General features: G+C 69.1%; 19 protein-coding genes. 10 read left to right on the plus strand and 9 right to left on the minus strand.

All coding sequences use genetic code 11. From position 1 onward, the window contains the following. On the plus strand, positions 1 to 631 hold a 631-nt coding region (gene sucD / locus BW996_RS14040), incomplete at its 5' end, for a succinate--CoA ligase subunit alpha (protein WP_076458962.1). Between the two features lie 135 nt (positions 632 to 766). Here the strand turns inward: sucD and BW996_RS14045 are convergent. Beyond that, entirely contained in the window at positions 767 to 1,729 is a 963-nt protein-coding gene (locus BW996_RS14045; RefSeq protein WP_037481980.1) for a TerC family protein, read from the minus strand. A 340-nt stretch (positions 1,730 to 2,069) separates the two neighbouring features. Between BW996_RS14045 and BW996_RS14050 the strand changes: the two genes are divergently transcribed. Continuing rightward, entirely contained in the window at positions 2,070 to 2,429 is a 360-nt protein-coding gene (locus BW996_RS14050; RefSeq protein WP_037481973.1) for a phage holin family protein, read from the plus strand. Positions 2,430 to 2,450: 21 nt separating this feature from the next. On the opposite strand, the gene BW996_RS14055 is transcribed toward BW996_RS14050, so the two are convergent. Beyond that, entirely contained in the window at positions 2,451 to 4,028 is a 1,578-nt protein-coding gene (locus BW996_RS14055; RefSeq protein WP_241461964.1) for a M48 family metalloprotease, read from the minus strand. Between the two features lie 121 nt (positions 4,029 to 4,149). Here BW996_RS14055 and moaC point away from each other — a divergent pair, with 121 nt between their 5' ends. Beyond that, on the plus strand, positions 4,150 to 4,635 hold the full coding sequence (gene moaC / locus BW996_RS14060) for a cyclic pyranopterin monophosphate synthase MoaC (protein WP_037481968.1): 486 nt from the start codon (positions 4,150 to 4,152) through the stop codon (positions 4,633 to 4,635). A 128-nt stretch (positions 4,636 to 4,763) separates the two neighbouring features. Here moaC and BW996_RS14065 read toward each other — a convergent pair whose 3' ends face one another. The 5 genes from BW996_RS14065 to BW996_RS14085 form a co-directional block, all read right to left on the minus strand. Next, complete coding sequence (locus BW996_RS14065; RefSeq protein ID WP_051631922.1) at positions 4,764 to 6,536, minus strand: PglL family O-oligosaccharyltransferase; 1,773 nt, start codon at positions 6,534 to 6,536, stop codon at positions 4,764 to 4,766. 53 nt (positions 6,537 to 6,589) lie between these two features. Then, entirely contained in the window at positions 6,590 to 6,994 is a 405-nt protein-coding gene (locus tag BW996_RS22275; protein WP_037481965.1) for a pilin, read from the minus strand. 199 nt (positions 6,995 to 7,193) lie between these two features. Further along, entirely contained in the window at positions 7,194 to 7,676 is a 483-nt protein-coding gene (locus BW996_RS14075) for a pilin (protein WP_037481963.1), read from the minus strand. Positions 7,677 to 8,006: 330 nt separating this feature from the next. Next, entirely contained in the window at positions 8,007 to 9,653 is a 1,647-nt protein-coding gene (groL, locus tag BW996_RS14080; RefSeq protein WP_037481960.1) for a chaperonin GroEL, read from the minus strand. A 68-nt stretch (positions 9,654 to 9,721) separates the two neighbouring features. Further along, positions 9,722 to 10,012 (minus strand): co-chaperone GroES, encoded by a 291-nt coding sequence (locus tag BW996_RS14085; RefSeq protein ID WP_037481959.1) that lies wholly within the window; start codon positions 10,010 to 10,012, stop codon positions 9,722 to 9,724. 241 nt (positions 10,013 to 10,253) lie between these two features. Between BW996_RS14085 and BW996_RS14090 the strand changes: the two genes are divergently transcribed. Both BW996_RS14090 and BW996_RS14095 read left to right on the plus strand, forming a co-directional pair. Next, positions 10,254 to 11,600, plus strand: coding sequence for a DUF3422 family protein (locus BW996_RS14090; RefSeq protein ID WP_051631920.1), 1,347 nt, complete (start codon positions 10,254 to 10,256; stop codon positions 11,598 to 11,600). An 87-nt stretch (positions 11,601 to 11,687) separates the two neighbouring features. Beyond that, positions 11,688 to 12,962 (plus strand): O-acetylhomoserine aminocarboxypropyltransferase/cysteine synthase family protein, encoded by a 1,275-nt coding sequence (locus BW996_RS14095; protein WP_037481976.1) that lies wholly within the window; start codon positions 11,688 to 11,690, stop codon positions 12,960 to 12,962. 33 nt (positions 12,963 to 12,995) lie between these two features. Here BW996_RS14095 and BW996_RS14100 read toward each other — a convergent pair whose 3' ends face one another. After that, positions 12,996 to 13,484, minus strand: a complete 489-nt coding sequence (locus BW996_RS14100) for an outer membrane lipoprotein (RefSeq protein ID WP_037481956.1) — start codon at positions 13,482 to 13,484, stop codon at positions 12,996 to 12,998. Between the two features lie 26 nt (positions 13,485 to 13,510). Then, positions 13,511 to 14,077, minus strand: coding sequence for an HNH endonuclease (locus tag BW996_RS14105; protein ID WP_037481954.1), 567 nt, complete (start codon positions 14,075 to 14,077; stop codon positions 13,511 to 13,513). Positions 14,078 to 14,306: 229 nt separating this feature from the next. On the opposite strand from BW996_RS14105, the gene BW996_RS14110 reads away from it, so the two are divergent. The 5 genes from BW996_RS14110 to BW996_RS14130 all read left to right on the plus strand — a co-directional run bounded on the left by BW996_RS14110 (position 14,307) and on the right by BW996_RS14130 (position 20,988). Then, positions 14,307 to 14,957: a TetR/AcrR family transcriptional regulator gene (locus tag BW996_RS14110; RefSeq protein ID WP_037481953.1), complete on the plus strand. Its 651-nt coding sequence runs from the start codon at positions 14,307 to 14,309 to the stop codon at positions 14,955 to 14,957. A gap of 90 nt (positions 14,958 to 15,047) precedes the next feature. Continuing rightward, positions 15,048 to 16,850: an acyl-CoA dehydrogenase C-terminal domain-containing protein gene (locus BW996_RS14115; protein ID WP_037481950.1), complete on the plus strand. Its 1,803-nt coding sequence runs from the start codon at positions 15,048 to 15,050 to the stop codon at positions 16,848 to 16,850. A gap of 14 nt (positions 16,851 to 16,864) precedes the next feature. Further along, on the plus strand, positions 16,865 to 17,317 hold the full coding sequence (locus BW996_RS14120) for a DUF2147 domain-containing protein (protein ID WP_076458963.1): 453 nt from the start codon (positions 16,865 to 16,867) through the stop codon (positions 17,315 to 17,317). A 45-nt stretch (positions 17,318 to 17,362) separates the two neighbouring features. Next, entirely contained in the window at positions 17,363 to 19,765 is a 2,403-nt protein-coding gene (locus BW996_RS14125) for a 3-hydroxyacyl-CoA dehydrogenase/enoyl-CoA hydratase family protein (protein WP_076458964.1), read from the plus strand. A gap of 23 nt (positions 19,766 to 19,788) precedes the next feature. After that, positions 19,789 to 20,988 carry an acetyl-CoA C-acyltransferase gene (locus BW996_RS14130; RefSeq protein ID WP_076458965.1) on the plus strand — a complete coding sequence of 400 codons (1,200 nt, stop codon included), beginning with the start codon at positions 19,789 to 19,791 and terminating at the stop codon, positions 20,986 to 20,988. Positions 20,989 to 20,992 lie beyond the last annotated feature (4 nt).

The raw sequence follows: 20,992 nt of genomic DNA on the forward strand, positions 1-20,992 counted from the left end.
CGTCGAGGCCGACCTGGACCTGGCGATCTGCATCACCGAAGGCATCCCCGTGCGGGACATGCTGGAAGTGCGCAACAAGATGAAGGCCAAGGAAGCCGCCGGCGGCAAGAAGACGCTGCTGCTGGGCCCCAACTGCCCCGGCCTGATCACGCCCGACGAGATCAAGATCGGCATCATGCCCGGCCACATCCACCGCAAGGGCCGCGTCGGCGTCGTCTCGCGTTCGGGCACGCTGACCTATGAAGCCGTGGCGCAGCTGACCGAGCTGGGCATCGGCCAGTCGTCGGCCGTGGGCATCGGCGGCGATCCGATCAACGGCCTGAAGCACATCGACGTGATGCGCGCCTTCAACGACGATCCGGACACCGACGCCGTCATCATGATCGGCGAGATCGGCGGCCCGGACGAGGCCGAGGCCGCCCGCTGGGTCAAGGACCACATGAAGAAGCCGGTCGTCGGCTTCATCGCCGGCGTCACCGCGCCTGCGGGCAAGCGCATGGGCCACGCCGGCGCGCTGATCTCCGGCGGCGCCGACACCGCCGACGCCAAGCTCGCCATCATGGAAGAGTGCGGCTTCAAGGTCACCCGCAACCCGTCGGAAATGGGCCGCATCCTGAAGTCGCTGCTGTAATCAGCCGCCGCTTTCAGCGCATGCGAGAAGGCCGCCCCGAGGGGCGGCCTTTTTCATGGGGCTGGCGATTCTCGTGGGCACCCGCTTTCGCGGGTGTGACGAGGAGAGGCGGGGTGGCGGGAGATGACTCCGGCGTCAGCCTTGCTTGACCGGCAGCTTCGGTGCGGTGCGCACGCTCAGCCACATCGTGAAGGCCAGGATGCCGATCACCGCGCCGAGCGAGGCAAACACCGGGATCTTGACGATGTCGATCAGCAGCATCTTGGTGCCGATGAAGGCCAGGATCACGGCCAGACCGTAGCTCAGCAGGTGGAACTTCGAAGCCATGGCCGCCAGCAGGAAGTACATCGCACGCAGACCCAGGATCGCGAAGATGTTCGAGGTCAGCACGATGAACGGATCGCTGGTGATCGCGAAGATCGCCGGAATGGAGTCGACCGCGAAGATCACGTCGGTGATGCCCACCAGCGCGATGACTAGCAGCAGCGGCGTGGCGATGCGCTTGCCGTTCTCGACGGTGAAGAACTTCTCGCCGTCGAAGTTCTTGCTGACCGGCATCACACGGCGCAGCAGCTTCAGCGCCGGGTTGCTCTCCAGGTCAGGCTCCTGGCCGGCCGCCCACCACATCTTGATGCCGGTGATCAGCAGGAAGGCACCGAAGACATACAGGATCCAGTGGAACTTGGCGATCAGCCAGGCCCCCACCAGGATCAGCACCGTGCGCAGCACCATCGCGCCGATGATGCCGATCATCAGCACCCGCTTCTGGTACGACGGCGGCACCGCGAAGTAGGTGAAGATCATCAGGAAGACGAAGATGTTGTCGACGGCCAGCGACTTCTCGATCAGGTAGCCGGTCAGGAATTCGAGCGCGCGCGTGTTGGCGATCTCGGTACCATGCTCGCGCCAGGTCGCCCACCACAGCAGGCCGTTGAAGGCCAGACTGAGGGCCACCCAGACGATCGACCAGTTCAACGCCTCCTTGACGCCGACTTCATGCGCGCCCTGCTTGCGCAGAACGACAAAGTCCACGAACAGGGCCAGCAGCACCACCGCCACGAAGAAAAGCCAGAGCCAGTCTGGCGCCATCGAGTTCATCAGCATGAAGAGCACTCCACAGGTTGCGATCCAAGTATCAGTGAAGACATGACTCGGAGCGGCCTTCGGCACGGTCTGCGCAGCCCTGAAGGGCGCTCCGTACCGAAAGGTCTTGCGACGCACCGCACGGCAGTTGCCGAGCAACGGTTCGTCCGCGAACCCGGGTGGTCGGCTGTCGGGCCGATCACCGTACTGACGGGATGTCGCGAGGGTCGGGCGACCCTCTGCTACTCCCCTTTCGATGCCGCGGATTCTGCATGAACTCTTCTTTTCCCTCGACATCACAGGGTTGAACAGTCGGGTACCAAGACCGCCCGATGCGTGTATCCTTTCACGCATCATGCTGAAGCTGTTCGCTCGCTGGTTCCTGCTTGCTGCCGCGCTGCTGCTGGTGGCGACCCTCTATCCCGGTCTCGAGGTGCGGGGCTTCGGCGCCGCGCTGATGGCGGCGCTGATGCTCGGCCTGCTCAATGCGGTCGTGCGCCCGCTGCTGGTGGTGCTGACGCTGCCGGTCACCGTGGTGACGCTGGGACTGTTCCTGTTCGTCATCAATGCCGCGGTGTTCCAGTTCGCGGCCTGGATGCTCGACGGGCTGCAGGTGGCTGGGTTCGGCGCGGCCCTGATCACCTCGCTGCTGTACAGCCTGTGCGGCATGGTGATCGACAGCGCGCTGCAGCGGCTGTTCCGGGAAGAAGACTGACGAGCCGCGCCACGGCGCGCGTCAGTCCTCCTCGCCGCGGCGCTCGCGCTCCAGCTCGGCGCGGCGCTGCTGCTCGAGCGCCTTCAGCCGCGACTCGATGACCACACCCTCCATCGACTCGACCGCACCGCTGCTGCGCGAGAGCCGCTGACCGGCGCGCAACCGGTCGACCGCGCCGGCCAGATCGCCCTGAGCGGCCTGCGCCTCGGCTTGGGCGCGCAATGCAGCCAGCGGCTGACCGAGCCGCTCCATCACCCGTGCCAGCGCCTGCCACGCGCCGACATCGCCAGGCCGCACGGTGACCCAGGTCTGCAGATCCTCGCGGACCCGACTGGCCTGCGCCGCATCGGCCTGCGGCAGCGCAGCCAGCCGGGCCGACAGCATCAGACCGGCGCGGCTGCCGTCGAGCAGACCGCCCGAGAGAAGCCGCGCCGCCTCGGTCGCCTGACCGCGGTCGAGCATCGACTCGATCTGGATGACCTGCACGGCCCGCTGCACCGGTGCGCCCTGCCCCGCTGCCAGCGTGCGTGCGCGGGCCAGCGCAGCATCGGCCGCACGCCAGTCCTTCAGGCGTGTGGCGGCCAGCGCGGCGGCACAGGCGGTCGACAGCGCCTCCGGCGTGCTGGCCACCGCTGCAACACCGGGTACGCCACCACCGGCCAGCCGGCTGAGCGTCTCGCCGCGTCCGTCCATCAGCGCGCGGGCGCGGCCCTGCATCGCCGCATGCAGCCAGCGTGCCGCGTCCGGCGCCGCGCTCGACCCGCCCGGATTCACGCCCAGACGCGAGCGCGCCTCGGCGATGCGCTCGCCGGTCAGCGGGTGCGAGCGCAGGTAGGGGAACTGGCCGCTGTCGTTGAGCCGCGAGGCGCTCTGCAGCCGATCGAACATGCCGGCCATGCCCTCGGGCGCGAAGCCCGCCGCCTCCAGCACGCCGAAGCCGATGCGGTCGGCCTCGCGCTCCATGTCGCGCGAGAAGTTGAGCTGGCCCTGCGCGGCGACCGCCTGTCCGCCGACGATCATCGCGTTGGCCGCGTCTCCGCTGCGCGAGGCAGCTAGGATGCCGGCGATCATCGTCGCCGCACCGATCAGCGACTGGCGCCGGCTGGTCGCGATCGAGCGCGCGATGTGGCGCTGCGTCACATGCGAGAGCTCGTGCGCCAGCACCGCGGCCAGCTCGTCGCGGGTGGAGGTGATCGCGATCAGGCCCAGATGCACGCCGACATGGCCGCCCGGCAGCGCGAAGGCGTTGACGCTGCGGTCGCGCACCAGGAAGGTCGCCCAGGCGAACTGCTCGCGCTGCTCGTCGGGCAGATCGCCGCGGGCACGGGCGGCGGCCAGCAGCGGCTGCCATAGCGCGTCGACATAGTCCTGCAGCAGCGGATCGTCGAGCAGGTCCGGATCGCGGCGCAGCTCCTTCATGATGCGCTCGCCCAGCCGGCGCTCGGCGCCGATGCCCAGCTCGTCGGCACCGGCGTCACCCAGCGCAGGCAGCGTCGGCGCGTTGGCGGGCGTGGCCGCCTGCGCCGGTGAGGCCGGTGCCAGGGCCAGCGGCATCGTCAGGCCCAGCAATGCGGCCAGCAGCAGCGGAGTGGTCTTCATCATCTTCCTGGAACGAGGCTGCGTATCATGCCGCCACCCTGGCGCCGGCGTGTATCTCCCTGCTGAGGCCCGGATGCCAGCCTTGCGCCCTCCCGCTCCAACCGACTGCCGCCCTCCTGCGATGAACTCACCGCTGACCCATTTCGATGCCCACGGCCAGGCCCACATGGTCGACGTGTCCGGCAAGACGCCGACGCACCGCGTGGCCACCGCCACCGGCACGATCCGCATGCAACCGGAAACCCTGGCGCTGATCGCCCGCGGCGAGGCGAAGAAGGGCGACGTGATCGGCATCGCGCGCATCGCAGCGATCCAGGGCGCCAAGCGCACCGCCGATCTGGTGCCGCTGTGCCATCCGCTGCCGATCACCCGGGTGGCGGTCGACTTCCACCTCGACGAGGCCGCCTCGTCGGTGCACTGCGAGGCCACCGTCGAGACGCTGGGCCGCACCGGCGTCGAGATGGAGGCGCTGACCGCCGTCCAGGTCGGCCTGCTGACCATCTACGACATGTGCAAGGCGGCCGAGAAGGGCATGGTCATGACCGACATCCGCCTGCTCGAGAAGCGCGGCGGCAAGTCCGGCGACTGGCTCGCTCAGGACCAATAATCCGTCCTGCCCCGTCCCGTCACCGTCATCCTCGCGAAGGCGAGGACCCACCCCCACCACAGAAGCAAGCCCATCGTGGCCGCCCACCTTCGCGGGCATGACGGGGACGTTCGGGCGCAGGCTCCGGCTCAGGGCCGCATCAGCGCGGCCGGCAGCTCCGGATCAGGCAGACACTGGAAGGGCGTGGGCCGGCGGTCCGAGCCCGGCGCATCGCAGACCGAGAAGAATTCGGCCGAGGCCGGATTGCGGAACTCGCGCAGTCGCGCCGCCACATGCGCGGCGCGGGCCGTCTCGCCGCGGCCCTCGAGCGCCCGGGCGTAGGCGATCATCAGCCGGGTGTCGGCCAGATGGTGCAGCGGCCGGTCGAAGGCGTCGAAGACCTCCTCGGGCGCCTTGGCCATCGTCGCGCGGGCATAGTCGGCATGATGCCCCCACAGCACGCTGCGCCGGCCGCGCTCGATGCGCGCCGACAGCGGCTCGGCCTCGCCGAAGGACAGCTCAGGCTCGAAGATCACCGACACCGTCCAGTACTCGACCGTCGACCAGACCGAGGCGACCAGCGCCAGGGCGCCGGTCACGCTCCACAGCCACGGCCCCAGGCGCAGGCGCCAGCCCGGCGCGGCCGCCGGCGGCCGTGCCGGCTCGACCGAGGCCGGCACGCTGCCGGTCAGCCACCCGGCCAGCATCATCGCCGGCAGCAGGAAGTAGACGTACCACAGCGGATACTCGAGCAGGCTGTGCACGCCGACCATCACCAGCATGAACAGCGCGGTCCGGGCGTCGCGCGCGCGGTCCTCGTCGGCATCGACCAGCGCCCGGCGCGCACGCCAGCCGGCCCAGGCCACGCCGGCCAGCACCGCGCCGGCCAGCGGCAGGCCGGACTCCACCGCCAGCTGCAGCGGCAGGTTGTGGCTGTGATCGAAGAAGGCGACCGGCCGGCCGGGAAACGGCGTCATCGACCAGACGAAGTTGAAGGCGCCGACGCCGACGCCCGTCCACGGATGCGCCTGCACCAGCGCCCAGGTGTTGGCCCAGATGCGCCCGCGCGAGCTGCTGGCGTCGCCATGCAGCGTCTTCTTGAGCTGGTCGTCGCCATAGAACATCACGCCGTGCGAGGCCAGCCACTGCTCCAGCCCGACCCAGCACAGCGCATAGAACGGCACCATCGCCAGCAGCAGGCCGCGCACCGGTGCCGGCAGGCGGCGGTCCAGCAGCCCCCACAGCGCCAGCAGCACCACGCCGACCAGGCCGGTGCGCGAGGCGGTCATCGCCACGCCGAAGACCAGTGCGGCCAGCACCAGCGCCAGCTGCACGATCGAGCGACGCTCGCGCAGCGACAGCCAGACCGCGGCAGCCGCCGCCCACAGCAGCAGCGTCGAGAGCTGGTTGGGCTGGCGCATGTTGCCGATGGCGCGCCCGGGTGTGGTCGCGAAGGCGACCCAGCGGCCGTCGGCCAGCTCGGGCGCGAAGACCTGCACCGCGCCGATCACCACGCTGAGCAGCCCGGCCGTCAGCAGCGCGCACATCAGCGGCAAGGTCCAGTCGCTGCCCCGTCCGTCGCGGCAGCTGCGCGCCACCGCATGCATCAGCGCGCCGCCCAGCAGCAGGCAGCCCAGCGGCGCCAGCCTCTGCCCCCAGGGCGCGGAGGACAACGCGGTGGCCAGCAACAGCAGCACGCCCACGCCAAGCAGCCAGCGGGTCGCTGCGGAGGATCCGGCCGTACCGGGTCGGGTGCCCAGCGCCCAGACCATCAGCCACAGGCCGCAGCCACCGAAGGCCAGCGCCTGGTTGAAATAGGTCGAGGTCGGCGGCGCGCTGCCGGCAATCAGGAAAGGCAGCGCGACGGCCAGCAGGGCCAGCGGCAGGAAGGCGTTGCGGTCAGCGGAAAGCGGCGGCGTCATGCGCGCCGATCATAGCGAGCCGAGCCGCTCGCCCCGGACAAGCGCCAGCGGCTTCAGCTGCCGCGGCACTCCGCCGGCACATGGCGCGGCGACAGCCCGCCGCTGGAAGGAATGCGGCAGGACCAGCGGATGCTGCCCGAGGCGGCCTCGGGCTGCAGCAGCAGGCTGCCGTCCTGCACGCGCGAATTGAAGCGGATGGTGATGATGCCGGCGCTGCCCACGGTGACCGAGCTGACGCTGTTGCCGGCGATCTTCTCAGGCTCCACCAGGCCGACAGCCTCGTTACTGTCTGGCCAGCGCGAGTTGGTGCCGTAGAACTCGGTCACCATGTCGCGGGCTTCCATGCTCAGGCGCAGCCCCTCGGAGACGCGGGCGCGCAGCGCATAGTCCTGGTAGGCGGGCAGCGCGATGGCCGCCAGCACGCCGACGATCGCGACAACGATCATCAGCTCGATCAACGTGAATCCGGGCGAGGGCCTGACTGCTCTCCCCCCCGGGACGACAGCGGCGGTGTGGCACATGGCGTGGCATTCCTGCGGAAAACTGCTGCCGTTGTAGAGAGTCCGCCACCATTCACCAAGGAACAAATTCGTTTTAGGGCGTCAGAAACGCAAGATGCGCCCGCAGGCGCATCTTTACCCCTCAAACAAGGGGGTGTCAGCTACGGCATTCGGCCGGGACGTACTTGCCCTTGATCGAGCCTGCGTTACCCGACTTGCCAGAGCCAGTCGAGCCAGCAGACAGGCAATTCCAGGTGATCGAACCTTGCTTCGGCACAGTCCCGCTCACCAGCGCATCGCCGGCAATGCCGCCATCACGCGGAGACAGCACCAGCGTGGCACCACTGTCGATTGCAGTGGTAAAGGTGATGGTGATTTCACCGTTGGTCGGGCTGATGGCAACACTGGCGACATTCTTGGTCGCAGCTGGCTGCTGGAAACCGGAATCGAATGCCGCACCGTTGGCCGCATTTTCAGCCACCGTCGCCTTGGCACCGGCCGCCAGCGCCAAGCCTTCCGAAACCTTCGCACGGACCGTGTAGTCCTGATAGGCCGGCAGCGCCACCGCGGCCAGGATGCCGATGATCGCCACGACGATCATCAGTTCGATAAGGGTAAAACCTTGTTGCACGCGCTTCATGGAAGGATCCTCCGTCAGGTGAGTAGACGGCAAGGAATGTGCAGACTTCGTGCCAGCCCTCAAAGCCCCAACAGCCCGGGCGGAGCGGCGCTGATGCGGCTCAGGAAGTGACATTTCTTGGCCGACAAGGTCGACGGCGACGACAAGAAATGTCAGATCCTCACGCGGACGGCCAAGATTTGTCACCCGGATGCGGGGGATGAATCGGCCCGGCGTGCCTGACTTCACACGCAATTGCTTGCAGAAATGAAAAAAGGGTGGCTTGACAGCCACCCTTTCCTTTCGACGCCGCAGCGTCGTGTCGTCGAGCTCAGGTCAGGCTCGGCAGGATCACATGTCCATGCCCATGCCGCCCATGCCGCCCATGCCGCCCGGCATGCCACCGGCCGGAGCGTCGTCCTTCGGGGCTTCGGCGACCATGCACTCGGTGGTCAGCATCAGCGAGGCGACGGACGCGGCGTTCTGCAGCGCGGTGCGGGTGACCTTGGTCGGGTCCAGGATGCCCATGTCGATCATGTCGCCATAGGTGTCGTTGGCGGCGTTGAAGCCGTAGTTGCCCGAACCGGCCAGGATGGCGTTGACCACCACGCTCGGCTCGCCACCGGCGTTGGCGACGATCTCGCGCAGCGGGGCTTCGATCGCCTTCAGGACCAGCTTGATGCCGGCGTCCTGGTCGGCGTTGTCACCCTTGATCTCGCCAGCGGCCTGACGGGCACGCAGCAGGGCGACGCCACCACCGGCGACGATGCCTTCTTCCACCGCAGCGCGGGTGGCGTGCAGCGCGTCTTCCACGCGAGCCTTCTTCTCCTTCATCTCGACTTCGGTGGCCGCACCGACCTTGATGACGGCGACACCGCCAGCCAGCTTGGCCACGCGCTCTTGCAGCTTCTCGCGGTCGTAGTCGCTGGTGGCTTCCTCGATCTGGATGCGGATCTGCTTGACGCGCGCCTCGATGATGTCGGCGGTGCCGGCGCCGTCGATGATGGTGGTGTTTTCCTTGCCCACTTCGACGCGCTTGGCCTGGCCCAGGTCAGCCAGCGTGACCTTCTCCAGCGACATGCCGACTTCCTCGGCGATGACCTTGCCGCCGGTCAGGATGGCGATGTCTTCCAGCATGGCCTTGCGGCGGTCGCCGAAGCCCGGCGCCTTGACGGCGACGACCTTCAGGATGCCGCGGATGGTGTTGACCACCAGGGTGGCCAGCGCCTCGCCGTCGACGTCTTCGGCGATGATCAGCAGCGGACGGCCGGCCTTGGCGACCTGCTCCAGCGTCGGCAGCAGGTCACGGATGTTCGACACCTTCTTGTCGTACAGCAGCACGAACGGGTTGTCGAGCAGGGCGGCCTGCTTTTCCGGGTTGTTGATGAAGTACGGCGACAGGTAGCCGCGGTCGAACTGCATGCCTTCGACGACATCCAGCTCGTTGTTCAGGCTCTTGCCGTCCTCGACGGTGATGACGCCTTCCTTGCCGACCTTGTCCATCGCCTCGGCGATGATGCCGCCGACGTCCGCGTCGGAGTTGGCCGAGATCGTGCCGACCTGGGCGATTTCCTTCGAGGTGGTGGTGGCCTTCGAGGCGGCCTTCAGCTGCACGACCAGCGCGGTGACCGCCTTGTCGATGCCGCGCTTCAGGTCCATCGGGTTCATGCCGGCGGCCACGTACTTCATGCCTTCGCGCACGATGGCCTGGGCCAGCACGGTGGCGGTGGTGGTGCCGTCACCGGCGTTGTCCGAGGTCTTGGAAGCGACTTCCTTGACCATCTGGGCGCCCATGTTCTGCAGCTTGTCCTTCAGCTCGATTTCCTTGGCGACCGAGACACCGTCCTTGGTCACGGTCGGGGCGCCGAACGAGCGCTCCAGCACCACGTTGCGACCCTTGGGGCCCAGGGTGACCTTGACCGCGTTGGCCAGGATGTTCACGCCTTCGACCATGCGGTGACGGGCGTCTGCACCAAAAATGACGTCTTTTGCAGCCATGTTCTAGCTCCGAATACTTGAAATCTGGGAATGGGGGAGGTGTGCGGGAGAAGGCGCCGGACGGCGGCTTACTTCTCGACCACGGCGAAGAGGTCTTCTTCGCGCATCACCAGCAGCTCGTTGCCGTCGACCTTGACGGTCTGGCCGCTGTACTTGCCGAACAGCACGCGGTCGCCAACCTGGACGTTCAGCGCGACGAAGTCACCCTTGTCGTTGCGCTTGCCCGGGCCGACGGCCAGCACTTCACCCTGGTCCGGCTTCTCGGCCGCGTTGTCCGGGATGATGATGCCCAGGGCGGTCTTGGTCTCGTTTTCCAGACGCTTGACGATCACGCGGTCGTGCAGGGGACGAAGATTCATGGCGACTCCTAGAAACAGAGCTTGGATCGGACAGAAAAGGTGGGATGCAACAGGGCAGGACGCTGCCCCTCGCGATCACTAGCACTCACCACCAGCGAGTGCTAACGGAACTGATTATAGGAACGCGATCGCGGCTTTCAAGAGGGGGAGGCCCGAGAAACCCCACGGAAAGCCGTTACGCTCGAGGGGCAGTACGCGCCCGACCGTCCACTTCTGCCGACTTCGCCCCTCCGATCCCGCGATGACCGACGCTCTTCCGCCCTCGCCTTCCCCCACGCGCAGCGCGCTGCCGCCCGACGACCAGCAGCGCGCGCTGCTGCACAACGAGGTCCACGCCCGGCCGACCGCGCGCATCCGCCTGCCCGCGCTGGTCGTCTATGTCGCGGTGCTCAACGAGGGCATCAGCCGCGAGCAGGAGCTGGCGCACCTGCGCCTGCTGCCGGGCCAGCAGGATCTGCCGCCGGAGGTGCTGCACGACCATTTCGTGCGCCTGCGCCTGGGCCCGTGCACGCTGAAGTGGGAGCGCCACAGCGAGTACACCCGCTACTCGATCGTGCAGTCGCTGCCCGAGGGCGCCGGCCTGGAGGCCGAGAATCCGCCGCTGGACGCGCTGGCGATCGACCCGGCCTGGCTGGCGGCCATTCCTGGCAAGACCATCACCGCGATCAAGCTGGCGATGGTCATCGGCGACATCGCCAACGCGCCGGAGGCGGCCAAGCGTGGCCAGCGCTGGCTGGGCGGGCGCAGCGTGGTGGCCTCGATCATGGGCACCTACGGCCACTCGATCGCGGTCACCTCGTTCCGGCTGCGCGACGACGGCTTCGAGCACATGCTGGTGATCGCGCCGGAGCGCACCACCGAGACGCGCGCGGGCCGCATCTCGCAGCGCCTGCTCGAGCTGGAGACCTACCGGATGATGGCGCTGCGCGGGCTGCCCGCGGCCAAGGCGCTGTCGCCGATGCTGGCCGAGGCCGAGTCGCGTCTGGCCGAGATCACCGCGCGGCTCGAGAACAAGGCCGCCACCGACCAGGAGCTGCTCGACACGCTGGTGGCGCTGGCCGCGCGGGTCGAGCGCGCCACCGCCGAGAACCAGTACCGATTCGCCGCGACCCAGGCCTATGACGCCATCGTCAGCCAGCGCATCCAGGAGCTGCGCGAGAAGCCGATCTCGGGCACGCAGACCATCAGCGAGTTCATGCAGCGACGCCTGTCGCCGGCGATCCAGACGGTGGCGGCCACCGCGCAGCGCCTGAGCGGCCTGTCGCAGCGCATCGAGCGCACCAGCGCGCTGCTGCGCACCCGCGTCGACATCGCCACCGAATCGCAGAACCAGCAGCTGCTGGCGCAGCTCACCCGCGGCCAAGACCTGCAGCTGCGCATGCAGATGACGGTGGAGGGTCTGTCGATCGCGGCGATCTCGTACTACGTGATGAGCCTGATCTACTACGGCGCCAAGGCGGTCAAGGTCGCCGGCGCCCCGATCAGCCCGGAGCTGGTCGCCGGTGCGCTGATTCCGGCGGTGCTGTGGGGCGTCTGGCGCACCAACCGGCGCATCCACGAGAAGCTTCACGCCGAGCAAGGTCACTGAAAAGGCCAACGCGCAGAATCGGCTCAGGCTCGCCGGTCCGGGCGGGCCGGTCCACCCACGACACGAGGAGACTCGCCGATGAAGCCGATGAAGCTCGAGACCCTGGCCGTTCACGCCGGCTACCAGCCCGACCCGACCACCAAGGCGGTGGCGGTGCCGGTCTACCAGACCGTCGCCTATGCCTTCGACAGCGCCCAGCACGGCGCCGACCTGTTCGACCTGAAGGTGCAGGGCAACATCTACACCCGGATCATGAATCCGACCCAGTCGATCCTCGAGGCGCGGGTGGCCGCGCTCGAGGGCGGCATCGGCGCGCTGGCGCTGGCCTCCGGCATGGCGGCGATCACCTACGCGATCCAGACGATCGCCGAGGCCGGCGACAACATCGTCTCGGCCAGCACGCTGTACGGCGGCACCTACAACCTGTTCGCGCACACCTTCCCGCAGATGGGCATCACGGTGCGCTTCGCCGACCCGCGCGATCCGGCCTCCTTCGCCGCACTGATCGACGAGCGCACCAAGGCGGTCTTCTGCGAGTCGGTCGGCAATCCGCTGGGCAACGTCACCGACCTGCGCGCGCTGGCCGACGTGGCGCACGCCGCCGGCGTGCCGCTGATCGTCGACAACACCGTGCCCTCGCCGGCGCTGTGCCGCCCGATCGAGCATGGCGCCGACATCGTCGTGCACTCGCTGACCAAGTACATGGGCGGCCACGGCAACAGCGTCGCCGGCGCGATCGTCGACTCGGGCAAATTCCCCTGGGCCGAGCACAAGGCGCGCTTCCGGCGCCTGAACGAGCCCGACGTCAGCTACCACGGCGTGGTCTACACCGAGGCGCTGGGCGCGGCCGCCTACATCGCCCGCGCCCGGGTGGTGCCGCTGCGCAACACCGGCGCGGCGATCTCGCCGATGAACGCCTTCCTGATCCTGCAGGGCATCGAGACGCTGGCGCTGCGCATGGACCGCATCTGCGACAACGCGCTGGCGGTGGCACGCTTCCTCGACGATCACCCGAAGGTGGCCTGGGTCAACTACGCCGGCCTGCCCGAGCACCCCGACCACGCGCTGGTGCAGTCGCAGATGGGCGGGCGCGCCTCGGGCATTCTCAGCTTCGGGCTGAAGGAAGGCGGCCGCGAGGCGGGCGCGCGCGTGCTCGACGCCTTCCAGCTCTTCACCCGGCTGGTCAACATCGGCGACGCCAAGTCGCTGGCCACCCACCCGGCCTCGACGACGCACCGCCAGCTCGACGCGGCCGAGCTGAAGAAGGCCGGCGTCAGCGAGGACATGCTGCGCCTGTCGGTCGGCATCGAGCACATCGACGACCTGATCGCCGACCTGGCGCAGGCGCTCGACGCGGCCTGAACCGCCTGAGCTGCCCGAAGGCGCGCCGCCGGCTCAGCGCGCCGGCTGGGCGGCGGTCGCGGCGGTCGGCGCCTTCATCACCCGGGTGCGGCCGCCGGTGGTGACCAGCACCACCGCCTCGCCCGGCGCGAAGCTCTCCTGCGCCTTGGCCTGCACCAGCGCCCGGCGCTCGCCGCTGGGCAGCTGCAGCAGGATCTCGACCGCCTCCTCGCGGGTGCCGAAGCGCTCGACGGTGTTGCCGATCACCGCACCGGCCACTGCGCCGAGCACGCCGACTGCCGCCGCCTCGCGCCGACCGCCCACCGAGCCGCCGGCAATGCCGCCGATCACCGCGCCGGAAACGCCGCCGACGCCGCTCTGCTGGCCCTCGACGACCACCGGCCGCACATTGAGCACCACCGCGTCCTGCACCGTCGACAGCCGCTGCGCGTCGCCGGGCCGGATCACGTCCGGGCTGGTGGTGCTGCAGGCGCCCAGCAGCAGGGAAGCGGCGACGGCCGCCGCGAGGAAAGCGGTTTTCATGATGCGGATCCCGGGAATCTCGGTGCTCAGCCGTGCAGCCGGCTGTGTCGCGGCACGCTCGCCAGCAGGAATTCCATCTGGTCCGCCAGGATGCGCCGCCCCTTGAGGATCATGTCCTCGTGCAGATTGGGAATGTAGGGCAGGTAAAGGAGTTCCATGCCGGCCTCGTGCAGCAGCCGGTTGCCCTTGCGGCCGTTGCAGCTGCGGCAGGCGGTGATGCAGTTCATCCAGCTGTGGGTGCCGCCGCGCGAGGTCGGAACGATGTGCTCGCGGGTCAGGTGCTCGCGGGGCTCGCGCAGGAAGCGCTGGCCGCAGTAGGCGCAGGTGTGGCGGTCGCGGGCGAACAGCTTCGGGTTGGCGATCGCCGGCACCTCGCGCCAGGCCCGGCTGGGCACCGCGCCGCGCACCGCGATGATCGAATGCAGCTCGACACGCGACTGCAGGCCGCTGGCGCGCTGGATGCCTCCGCGCATCACCAGGCAGGGTTCACCGATCGTCCAGGCGACTTCGCCGGCGACATAGAGCGTCACGGCGTCCTTCGGCGAAATCCAGGCCTGAGGGCGCCCCGAGACATCGAGCTGCAGCACATCCATGGCAAGGTCCTTGCGTGAAGCAAGCTTAGACCAGAGCGGCCTCCGGCTTCAATCTCGGGCCCTTGACGAGTCAGATCCTGCCAGGCGTGCAGGTCGCGGCGTGCCCGGACGTGACGCGCGACCGCCTGCCACCGACTAGAGTTTCAACTCTAGGACTTTCAGGGCGCACCCGACTTGCCCTGGACGGGACTTCGATCAGAATAGAACGATCGTTCGTTTTACAGCCACCGTGACCCCTCATCCTCTCGAACCTCGGCCGACCCGCAGCGGCTCCCGCGCGGCCCACAAGGGCCAGCAGACCCGCGCGTCCATTCTCGATGCCGCCCTGAACCTGGCATCGCAGAAGGGGCTCGAGGGCCTGTCGATCGGCCTGCTGGCCGAGACGACCGGCATGAGCAAGTCGGGCGTGTTCGCGCATTTCGGCTCCCGCGAGGAGCTGCAGATCTCGGTGATCCGCGAGTACCACGCCCGCTTCGAGGAAGAGGTCTTCTACCCCTCGCTGCGCGAGCCGCGCGGCCTGCCACGGCTGGAGGCGATGTACCGGCGCTGGCTCAAGCGCGTCAGCGTCGAGATCGACTCCGGCTGCATCTACATCAGCGGCGCGGTCGAGTTCGACGACCGCCCCGGCCCGGTGCGCGATGCGCTCGCCGACATGGTCCGCACCTGGCACACCGGCCTGGTGCGCTCGATCACGATGGCGCGCGAGGAAGGCCACCTGCAGGCCGACACCGACGCCCGGCAGATGCTGTTCGAGCTGCACGGGCTGGTGCTGGCGCTGCACCACGACGCGCGCTTCCTGCGCACGCCCGGCGCGGTGCAGCGCGCCGAGCAGGGTTTCCTGAACGTGCTCGATCGCTACCGCGCCGCACCGAGCGGCTGAAGCCCGGCGCAGCCCCTCCCGATATCCCGGCTGCGCCCCTCCCTGTTCCGTCGACCGATTCCGACTGTTCTCGATCTGAAGGAGACACAGATGCCCCGCTACGTCCCTCCGCTGCGTGACATGCAGTTCGTCCTGCATGAGCTGGTCCAGGTCACCGAGACCTTCAAGGAGATCCCGGCCCATGCCGAGGTCGATGTCGACACCGTCAACGCGGTGCTCGAGGAAGGCGGCAAGTTCGCCGCGCAGGTGGTCTTCCCGCTCAACCGCAGCGGCGACGAGGAAGGCTGCACCCACGACAAGACCACCCGCGAGGTGCGCACGCCCGCTGGCTACCCCGAGGCCTACGCGAAGTATGTCGAGGGCGGCTGGCCCTCGCTGAGCTGCGACCCCGCCTACGGCGGCCAGGGCCTGCCGCATGTGGTCAACCAGTGCTTCTACGAGATGCTCAACAGCGCCAACCAGGCCTGGACGATGTATCCGGGCCTGTCGCACGGCGCCTATGAAGCCCTGCACGCGCACGGCACGCCCGAGCAGAAGGCCACCTATCTGCCGAAGCTCACCAGCGGCGAGTGGACCGGCACGATGTGCCTGACCGAGCCGCACTGCGGCACCGACCTGGGCCTGCTGCGCACCAAGGCCGAGCCGCTGGCCGACGGCACCTACAGGATCAACGGCGCGAAGATCTTCATCTCCGCCGGCGAGCACGACATGGCCGCCAACATCGTGCACCTGGTGCTGGCGCGTCTGCCGGACGCACCGGCCGGCTCCAAGGGCATCTCGCTGTTCGTCGTGCCGAAGTTCCATGTCGCGGCCGACGGCAGCCTGGGCGCGCGCAACGGCATCTTCTGCGCCGGCCTTGAGCACAAGATGGGCATCCACAGCAACGCCACCGCGCAGCTGGTGCTCGAGGACGCGATCGGCACGCTGGTGGGCGAACCCCACAAGGGCCTGCAGGCGATGTTCGTGATGATGAACGCCGCGCGCCTGGGCGTCGGGATGCAGTCGCTCGGCCTGACCGAAGTGGCCTACCAGAACGCGGTCGACTACGCGAAGGACCGGCTGCAGATGCGCGCGCTGACCGGACCGAAGGCGAAGGACAAGCCGGCCGATCCGATCATCGTGCACCCCGACGTGCGCAAGATGCTGCTGACCGCACGCGCCTACGCCGAGGCCGGCCGCGCGCTGTGCGTGCACACCGCGCTGATGCTCGACAAGGAGCTGAGCCACCCGGACGCGGACGTGCGCCGCGAGGCCGCCGACGAGGTCGCGCTGCTGACCCCGATCGTCAAGGCCTTCCTGACCGACAACGGCTGGATCGCCACCTCGGCCTGCATGCAGGTCTTCGGCGGCCACGGCTACGTGCGCGAATGGGGCATGGAGCAGTACGTGCGCGACGCGCGCATCAACATGATCTACGAGGGCACCAACACCATCCAGTCGCTCGATCTGCTCGGGCGCAAGGTGCTGGCCGACAACGGCAAGAAGCTCAAGGCCTTCGGCCGCAGGATCGCCGAGTTCGCCGAGGACGCCGGCGTGCGCGAGGACATGCAGGAGTTCATCAACCCGCTGGCCGACCTGGGCGACAAGGTCACCAAGCTGACGACCGAGCTGGGCATGAAGGCCTTCGGCAACGCCGACGAGGTGGGCGCGGCGGCGGTGGACTATCTGCGCGTGGTCGGCCATCTGGTCTTCGCCTACTTCTGGGCGCGCATGGCGCAGGTGGCGCTCGACCGCATCCAGGCCGACGGCGACGCGGTCGATCCGTTCTACCGCGCCAAGCTGCACACCGCGCGCTTCTACTTCGCCAAGCTGCTGCCGGAGACGGCCAGCCTGATCCGCACCGCGCGCTCCGGCCCGGCCTCGCTGATGGCGATGGACGAATCCCTGTTCTGAGCGGAGGCCGCGCGATGCAACGCTCCCTGATCGCGCTGGCGCTGGCCGGCGCCGCGCTCGCCCTGCCGGCGGGCGCGCTGGCCCAGGCCACGCCCGCCGGCCTGTGGAAGACCATCGACGACGACGGCAAGACCGAGAAGTCGCTGGTGCGCATCACCGAGGCCGGCGGCGTCTTTTCGGCCAAGGTCGAGAAGGTCTTCGACCCGGCCAAGCAGGACGCCCGCTGCGAGAAATGCAGCGACGAGCGCAAGGACCAGCCGGTCGTCGGCCTGAGCATCGTGCGCGGCGTCAAGGCCAGCGCCTCCGACCCGACGCTGTGGGACGGCGGCGAGATCCTCGACCCGAACAACGGCAAGACCTACAAGGTCCGCATGAAGCCGGTCGACGGCGGCCGGCGGCTGGAGGTGCGCGGCTACATCGGCGCGCCGCTGCTGGGCCGCACGCAGACCTGGGTCCGCGTCGACTGACGCCGGGCCCCGCGACGACATTTCCCCGGAGACAAGGAAGCACTCATGAGTCGATTCAATGTCCGCCAGGTCGCCGTGCTCGGCGCCGGCGTGATGGGCGCGCAGATCGCCGCCCATCTGGTCAACGTGAGCGTGCCGGTCGTGCTGTTCGACCTGCCCGCACCGGCAGGCCAGCCCGGCCCGAAGAGCGCCATCGCGCTGAAGGCGATCGAGAACCTGAAGAAGCTCAAGCCCGCGCCGCTGGGGCTGGCCGCCGAGGCCGCGCGCATCCGCGCCGCCAACTACGAGGACGATCTGGCGCTGCTGGCCGAGTGCGACCTGGTGATCGAGGCCATCGCCGAGCGCCTGGACTGGAAGCACGCGCTCTACGCGAAGATCGCGCCGCACATCGCGCCGCACGCGATCCTGGCGTCGAACACCTCGGGCCTGTCGATCACCGCGCTGTCGGAGCCGCTGCCCGAGAGCCTGAAGCCGCGCTTCTGCGGCATCCACTTCTTCAACCCGCCGCGCTACATGCAGCTGGTCGAGCTGATCCCGACGCCGACCACCGCAGCGCCGTATCTCGACCAGCTCGAGACCTTCGCCACCACCACGCTCGGCAAGGGCGTGGTGCGCGCCAAGGACACGCCGAACTTCATCGCCAACCGCGTCGGCATCGCCGGCATGCTCTCGACCATGATCGAGGCCGAGCGTTACGCCCTGCCCTACGACCTCGTCGACGACCTGACCGGCAAGAAGCTCGGCCGCGCCAGCTCGGGCACCTTCCGCACCGCGGACGTGGTGGGTCTCGACACGATGGCCCACGTCATCCGCACGATGCAGGACCAGCTCGGCCCGGACCGCGGCAACGACCCCTTCCACCCGAGCTACGCCACGCCCGCCGTGCTGGCCACGCTGATCGCGCAGGGCGCGCTGGGCCAGAAGGCCGGCGCGGGCTTCTACAAGAAGGTCGGCCGGGACATCCAGCGCCTGGATCCCGCCAAGGGCGACTACGTCGCGTCGGGCGCCAAGGCCGAGCCGATCATCGACCGCATCCTCAAGAAAGCCCCGGCCGAGCGGCTCAAGCTGCTGCGCGAGTCGAGCAATCCGCAGGCGCAGTTCCTGTGGGCGATCCTGCGCAACGCCTTCCACTATGCGGCGGTGCACCTGGGCGCGATCGCCGACTCGGCGCGCGAGGTCGATCTGGCGATGCGCTGGGGCTTCGGCATGCAGCAGGGCCCGTTCGAGCTGTGGCAGGCCGCCGGCTGGCAGCAGGTCGCCGGCTGGGTGAAGGCGGACATCGACGCCGGCAAGACGCTGTCGAGCGCGCCGCTGCCCGACTGGGTCTTCGACGGCCGCACCGGCGTGCACACGCCCGAGGGCTCGTGGTCGGCGGCGCAGGGCACGTACCTGCCTCGCCCGGCGCTTCCGGTCTACCAGCGCCAGCATTTCCCCGAGACCGTCGTCGGCGAGAACGCCGTGCCGGCGCTCAAGAGCGGCACCGAGGTCTTCCGCAACGAGGAGGTGCGCGTCTGGACGCTCGACGGCGAGGTGCTGATCGCCAGCATCGACTGCAAGCTGCACCTGATCAGCCCGACCGTCACCGCCGGCCTGCTCAAAGCGGTGGAGCTGGCCGAGGCGAGCTATCAGGGCCTGGTGATCTGGTCGCCGGACGACGTGTTCTCGGCCGGCGCCAACCTCGAAGCCCTGATGCCGGTCTTCATGAAGGCCGGCGCCAAGGGCATCGCGCCCGAGGAGAAGAAGCTGCAGGACCTGATGCTGCGCATCCGCTACGCCGGCGTGCCGGTGGTGGCGGCGATGCGCGGGCTGGCGCTGGGCGGCGGCTGTGAGCTGGCCGTGCACTGCGCGCGCCGGGTCGCGGCGATGGAGAGCTATGTCGGGCTGGTCGAGGTCGGCGTCGGGCTGATTCCGGGCGGCGGCGGGCTGACCTCCATCGCGCGCCGCGCCGCCGAGAAGGCCGCAGCCGCGCCGGGCACCGACCTGCTGCCCTTCCTGAAGGACGGCTTCCAGGCGGCGGCGATGGCCACCGTCGGCACCAGCGCGCTGGAATCGCGCCAGCTCGGCTACCTGCAGGACGCCGACGTGATCGTCGCGCACAAGGACGAGCTGCTGCACGTCGCGCTCGGCCAGGCGAAGGCGCTGGCCGACGCCGGCTACCGCCCGCCGCAGAAGTCGCTGATCCCGGTGGCCGGGCGCAGCGCCATCGCCACCATCCGCGCCAGCCTGGTGGGCATGCGCGACGGCGGCTTCATCAGCGCGCATGACTTCCACATCGCCGGCCTGATCGCCGAGGTGGTCTGCGGCGGCGAGGTCGACGCCGGCACGGTCGTGACCGAGGAATACCTGATGGCGCTGGAGCGCCAGCGCTTCTGCGCGCTGCTCGAACACCCCAAGACCCAGGAACGCATCATGGGCATGCTGCAGACCGGCAAGCCGGTGCGCAACTGACGCGGCGACACGGAGAACCCCACATGAGCAAGCAACTGCAGGACGCCTACATCGTCGCCGCCACCCGCACGCCGATCGGCAAGTCGCACCGCGGCTTCTTCCGCCACACCCGCCCCGACGACCTGCTGGTCGCGGCGCTGCGCGGCGCGCTGGCCCAGGTGCCGACGCTCGATCCGGCCGCGATCGAGGACGCCATCATCGGCTGCGCGATGCCCGAGGGCGCGCAAGGGCTGAACATGGCGCGCATCGGCGCGCTGCTGGCCGGGCTGCCGAACACGGTCGGCGGCATCACCGTCAACCGCTTCTGCGCCTCGGGCCTGTCGGCCATCCAGATGGCTGCCGACCGCATCCGCGTCGGCGAGGCCGACGTGATGATCGCCGGCGGCGCCGAGAGCATGAGCCTGGTGCCGATGAGCGGCTTCAGCCCGAGCTTCAACCCCTCGATCTTCGAGCGTGACGAGAACGTCGGCATCGCCTACGGCATGGGCCTGACCGCCGAGAAGGTCGCGCAGCAGTGGAAGGTCAGCCGCGAGCGCCAGGACGCCTTCGCGCTGGCCTCGCACCAGAAGGCGCTGGCGGCCCAGGCGGCCGGCGAGTTCGACGCCGAGACCACGCCGGTCGAGGTCACCGAGCGCACGCCCGATCTGGTCAGCGGCGAGCTGCACATCAGCACCCGCACGGTCAGCCGCGACGAGGGCGCGCGGCCCGACACCTCGCTCGAAGGCCTGGGCAAGCTCAGGCCCGTCTTCGCCGCCAAGGGCAGCGTGACGGCCGGCAACAGCTCGCAGACCAGCGACGGCGCCGGCGCCCTGATCCTGGCCAGCGAGCGTGCGGTGCGCGAGCATGGCCTGACGCCGCTGGCGCGCTTCGTCAGCTTCGCCAGCCGCGGCGTGCCGCCCGAAATCATGGGCATCGGCCCCATCGCGGCGATTCCGGCGGCGCTGAAGTCGGCCGGGCTGCAGCTCTCGGACATCGACTGGATCGAGCTGAACGAGGCCTTCGCGGCGCAGGCGCTGGCGGTGATCGACACCGTCGGGCTCGATCCGGCCAAGGTCAATCCGATGGGCGGCGCCATCGCGCTGGGCCACCCGCTCGGCGCCACCGGCGCGATCCGCGCCGCCACCGTGGTGCATGCGCTGCGTCGTCGCCAGATGAAGTACGGCATGCTGACGATGTGCGTCGGCACCGGCCAGGGCGCGGCCGGCCTGTTCGAGCGCGTCTGATCCT

The organism is Sphaerotilus natans (assembly GCF_900156335.1).
Classification (GTDB): Bacteria; Pseudomonadota; Gammaproteobacteria; order Burkholderiales; family Burkholderiaceae_C; genus Sphaerotilus; species Sphaerotilus natans.

Coding starts and splice junctions, on each gene's coding strand:
- BW996_RS14045 (WP_037481980.1), bottom strand. CDS start 1,729: ATGAACTCGATGGCGCCAGACTGGCTCTGGCTTTTCTTCGTGGCGGTG.
- BW996_RS14050 (WP_037481973.1), top strand. CDS start 2,070: ATGCTGAAGCTGTTCGCTCGCTGGTTCCTGCTTGCTGCCGCGCTGCTG.
- BW996_RS14055 (WP_241461964.1), bottom strand. CDS start 4,028: ATGAAGACCACTCCGCTGCTGCTGGCCGCATTGCTGGGCCTGACGATG.
- moaC (WP_037481968.1), top strand. CDS start 4,150: ATGAACTCACCGCTGACCCATTTCGATGCCCACGGCCAGGCCCACATG.
- BW996_RS14065 (WP_051631922.1), bottom strand. CDS start 6,536: ATGACGCCGCCGCTTTCCGCTGACCGCAACGCCTTCCTGCCGCTGGCC.
- BW996_RS14075 (WP_037481963.1), bottom strand. CDS start 7,676: ATGAAGCGCGTGCAACAAGGTTTTACCCTTATCGAACTGATGATCGTC.
- groL (WP_037481960.1), bottom strand. CDS start 9,653: ATGGCTGCAAAAGACGTCATTTTTGGTGCAGACGCCCGTCACCGCATG.
- BW996_RS14085 (WP_037481959.1), bottom strand. CDS start 10,012: ATGAATCTTCGTCCCCTGCACGACCGCGTGATCGTCAAGCGTCTGGAA.
- BW996_RS14090 (WP_051631920.1), top strand. CDS start 10,254: ATGACCGACGCTCTTCCGCCCTCGCCTTCCCCCACGCGCAGCGCGCTG.
- BW996_RS14095 (WP_037481976.1), top strand. CDS start 11,688: ATGAAGCTCGAGACCCTGGCCGTTCACGCCGGCTACCAGCCCGACCCG.
- BW996_RS14100 (WP_037481956.1), bottom strand. CDS start 13,484: ATGAAAACCGCTTTCCTCGCGGCGGCCGTCGCCGCTTCCCTGCTGCTG.
- BW996_RS14105 (WP_037481954.1), bottom strand. CDS start 14,077: ATGGATGTGCTGCAGCTCGATGTCTCGGGGCGCCCTCAGGCCTGGATT.
- BW996_RS14115 (WP_037481950.1), top strand. CDS start 15,048: ATGCCCCGCTACGTCCCTCCGCTGCGTGACATGCAGTTCGTCCTGCAT.
- BW996_RS14120 (WP_076458963.1), top strand. CDS start 16,865: ATGCAACGCTCCCTGATCGCGCTGGCGCTGGCCGGCGCCGCGCTCGCC.
- BW996_RS14125 (WP_076458964.1), top strand. CDS start 17,363: ATGAGTCGATTCAATGTCCGCCAGGTCGCCGTGCTCGGCGCCGGCGTG.
- BW996_RS14130 (WP_076458965.1), top strand. CDS start 19,789: ATGAGCAAGCAACTGCAGGACGCCTACATCGTCGCCGCCACCCGCACG.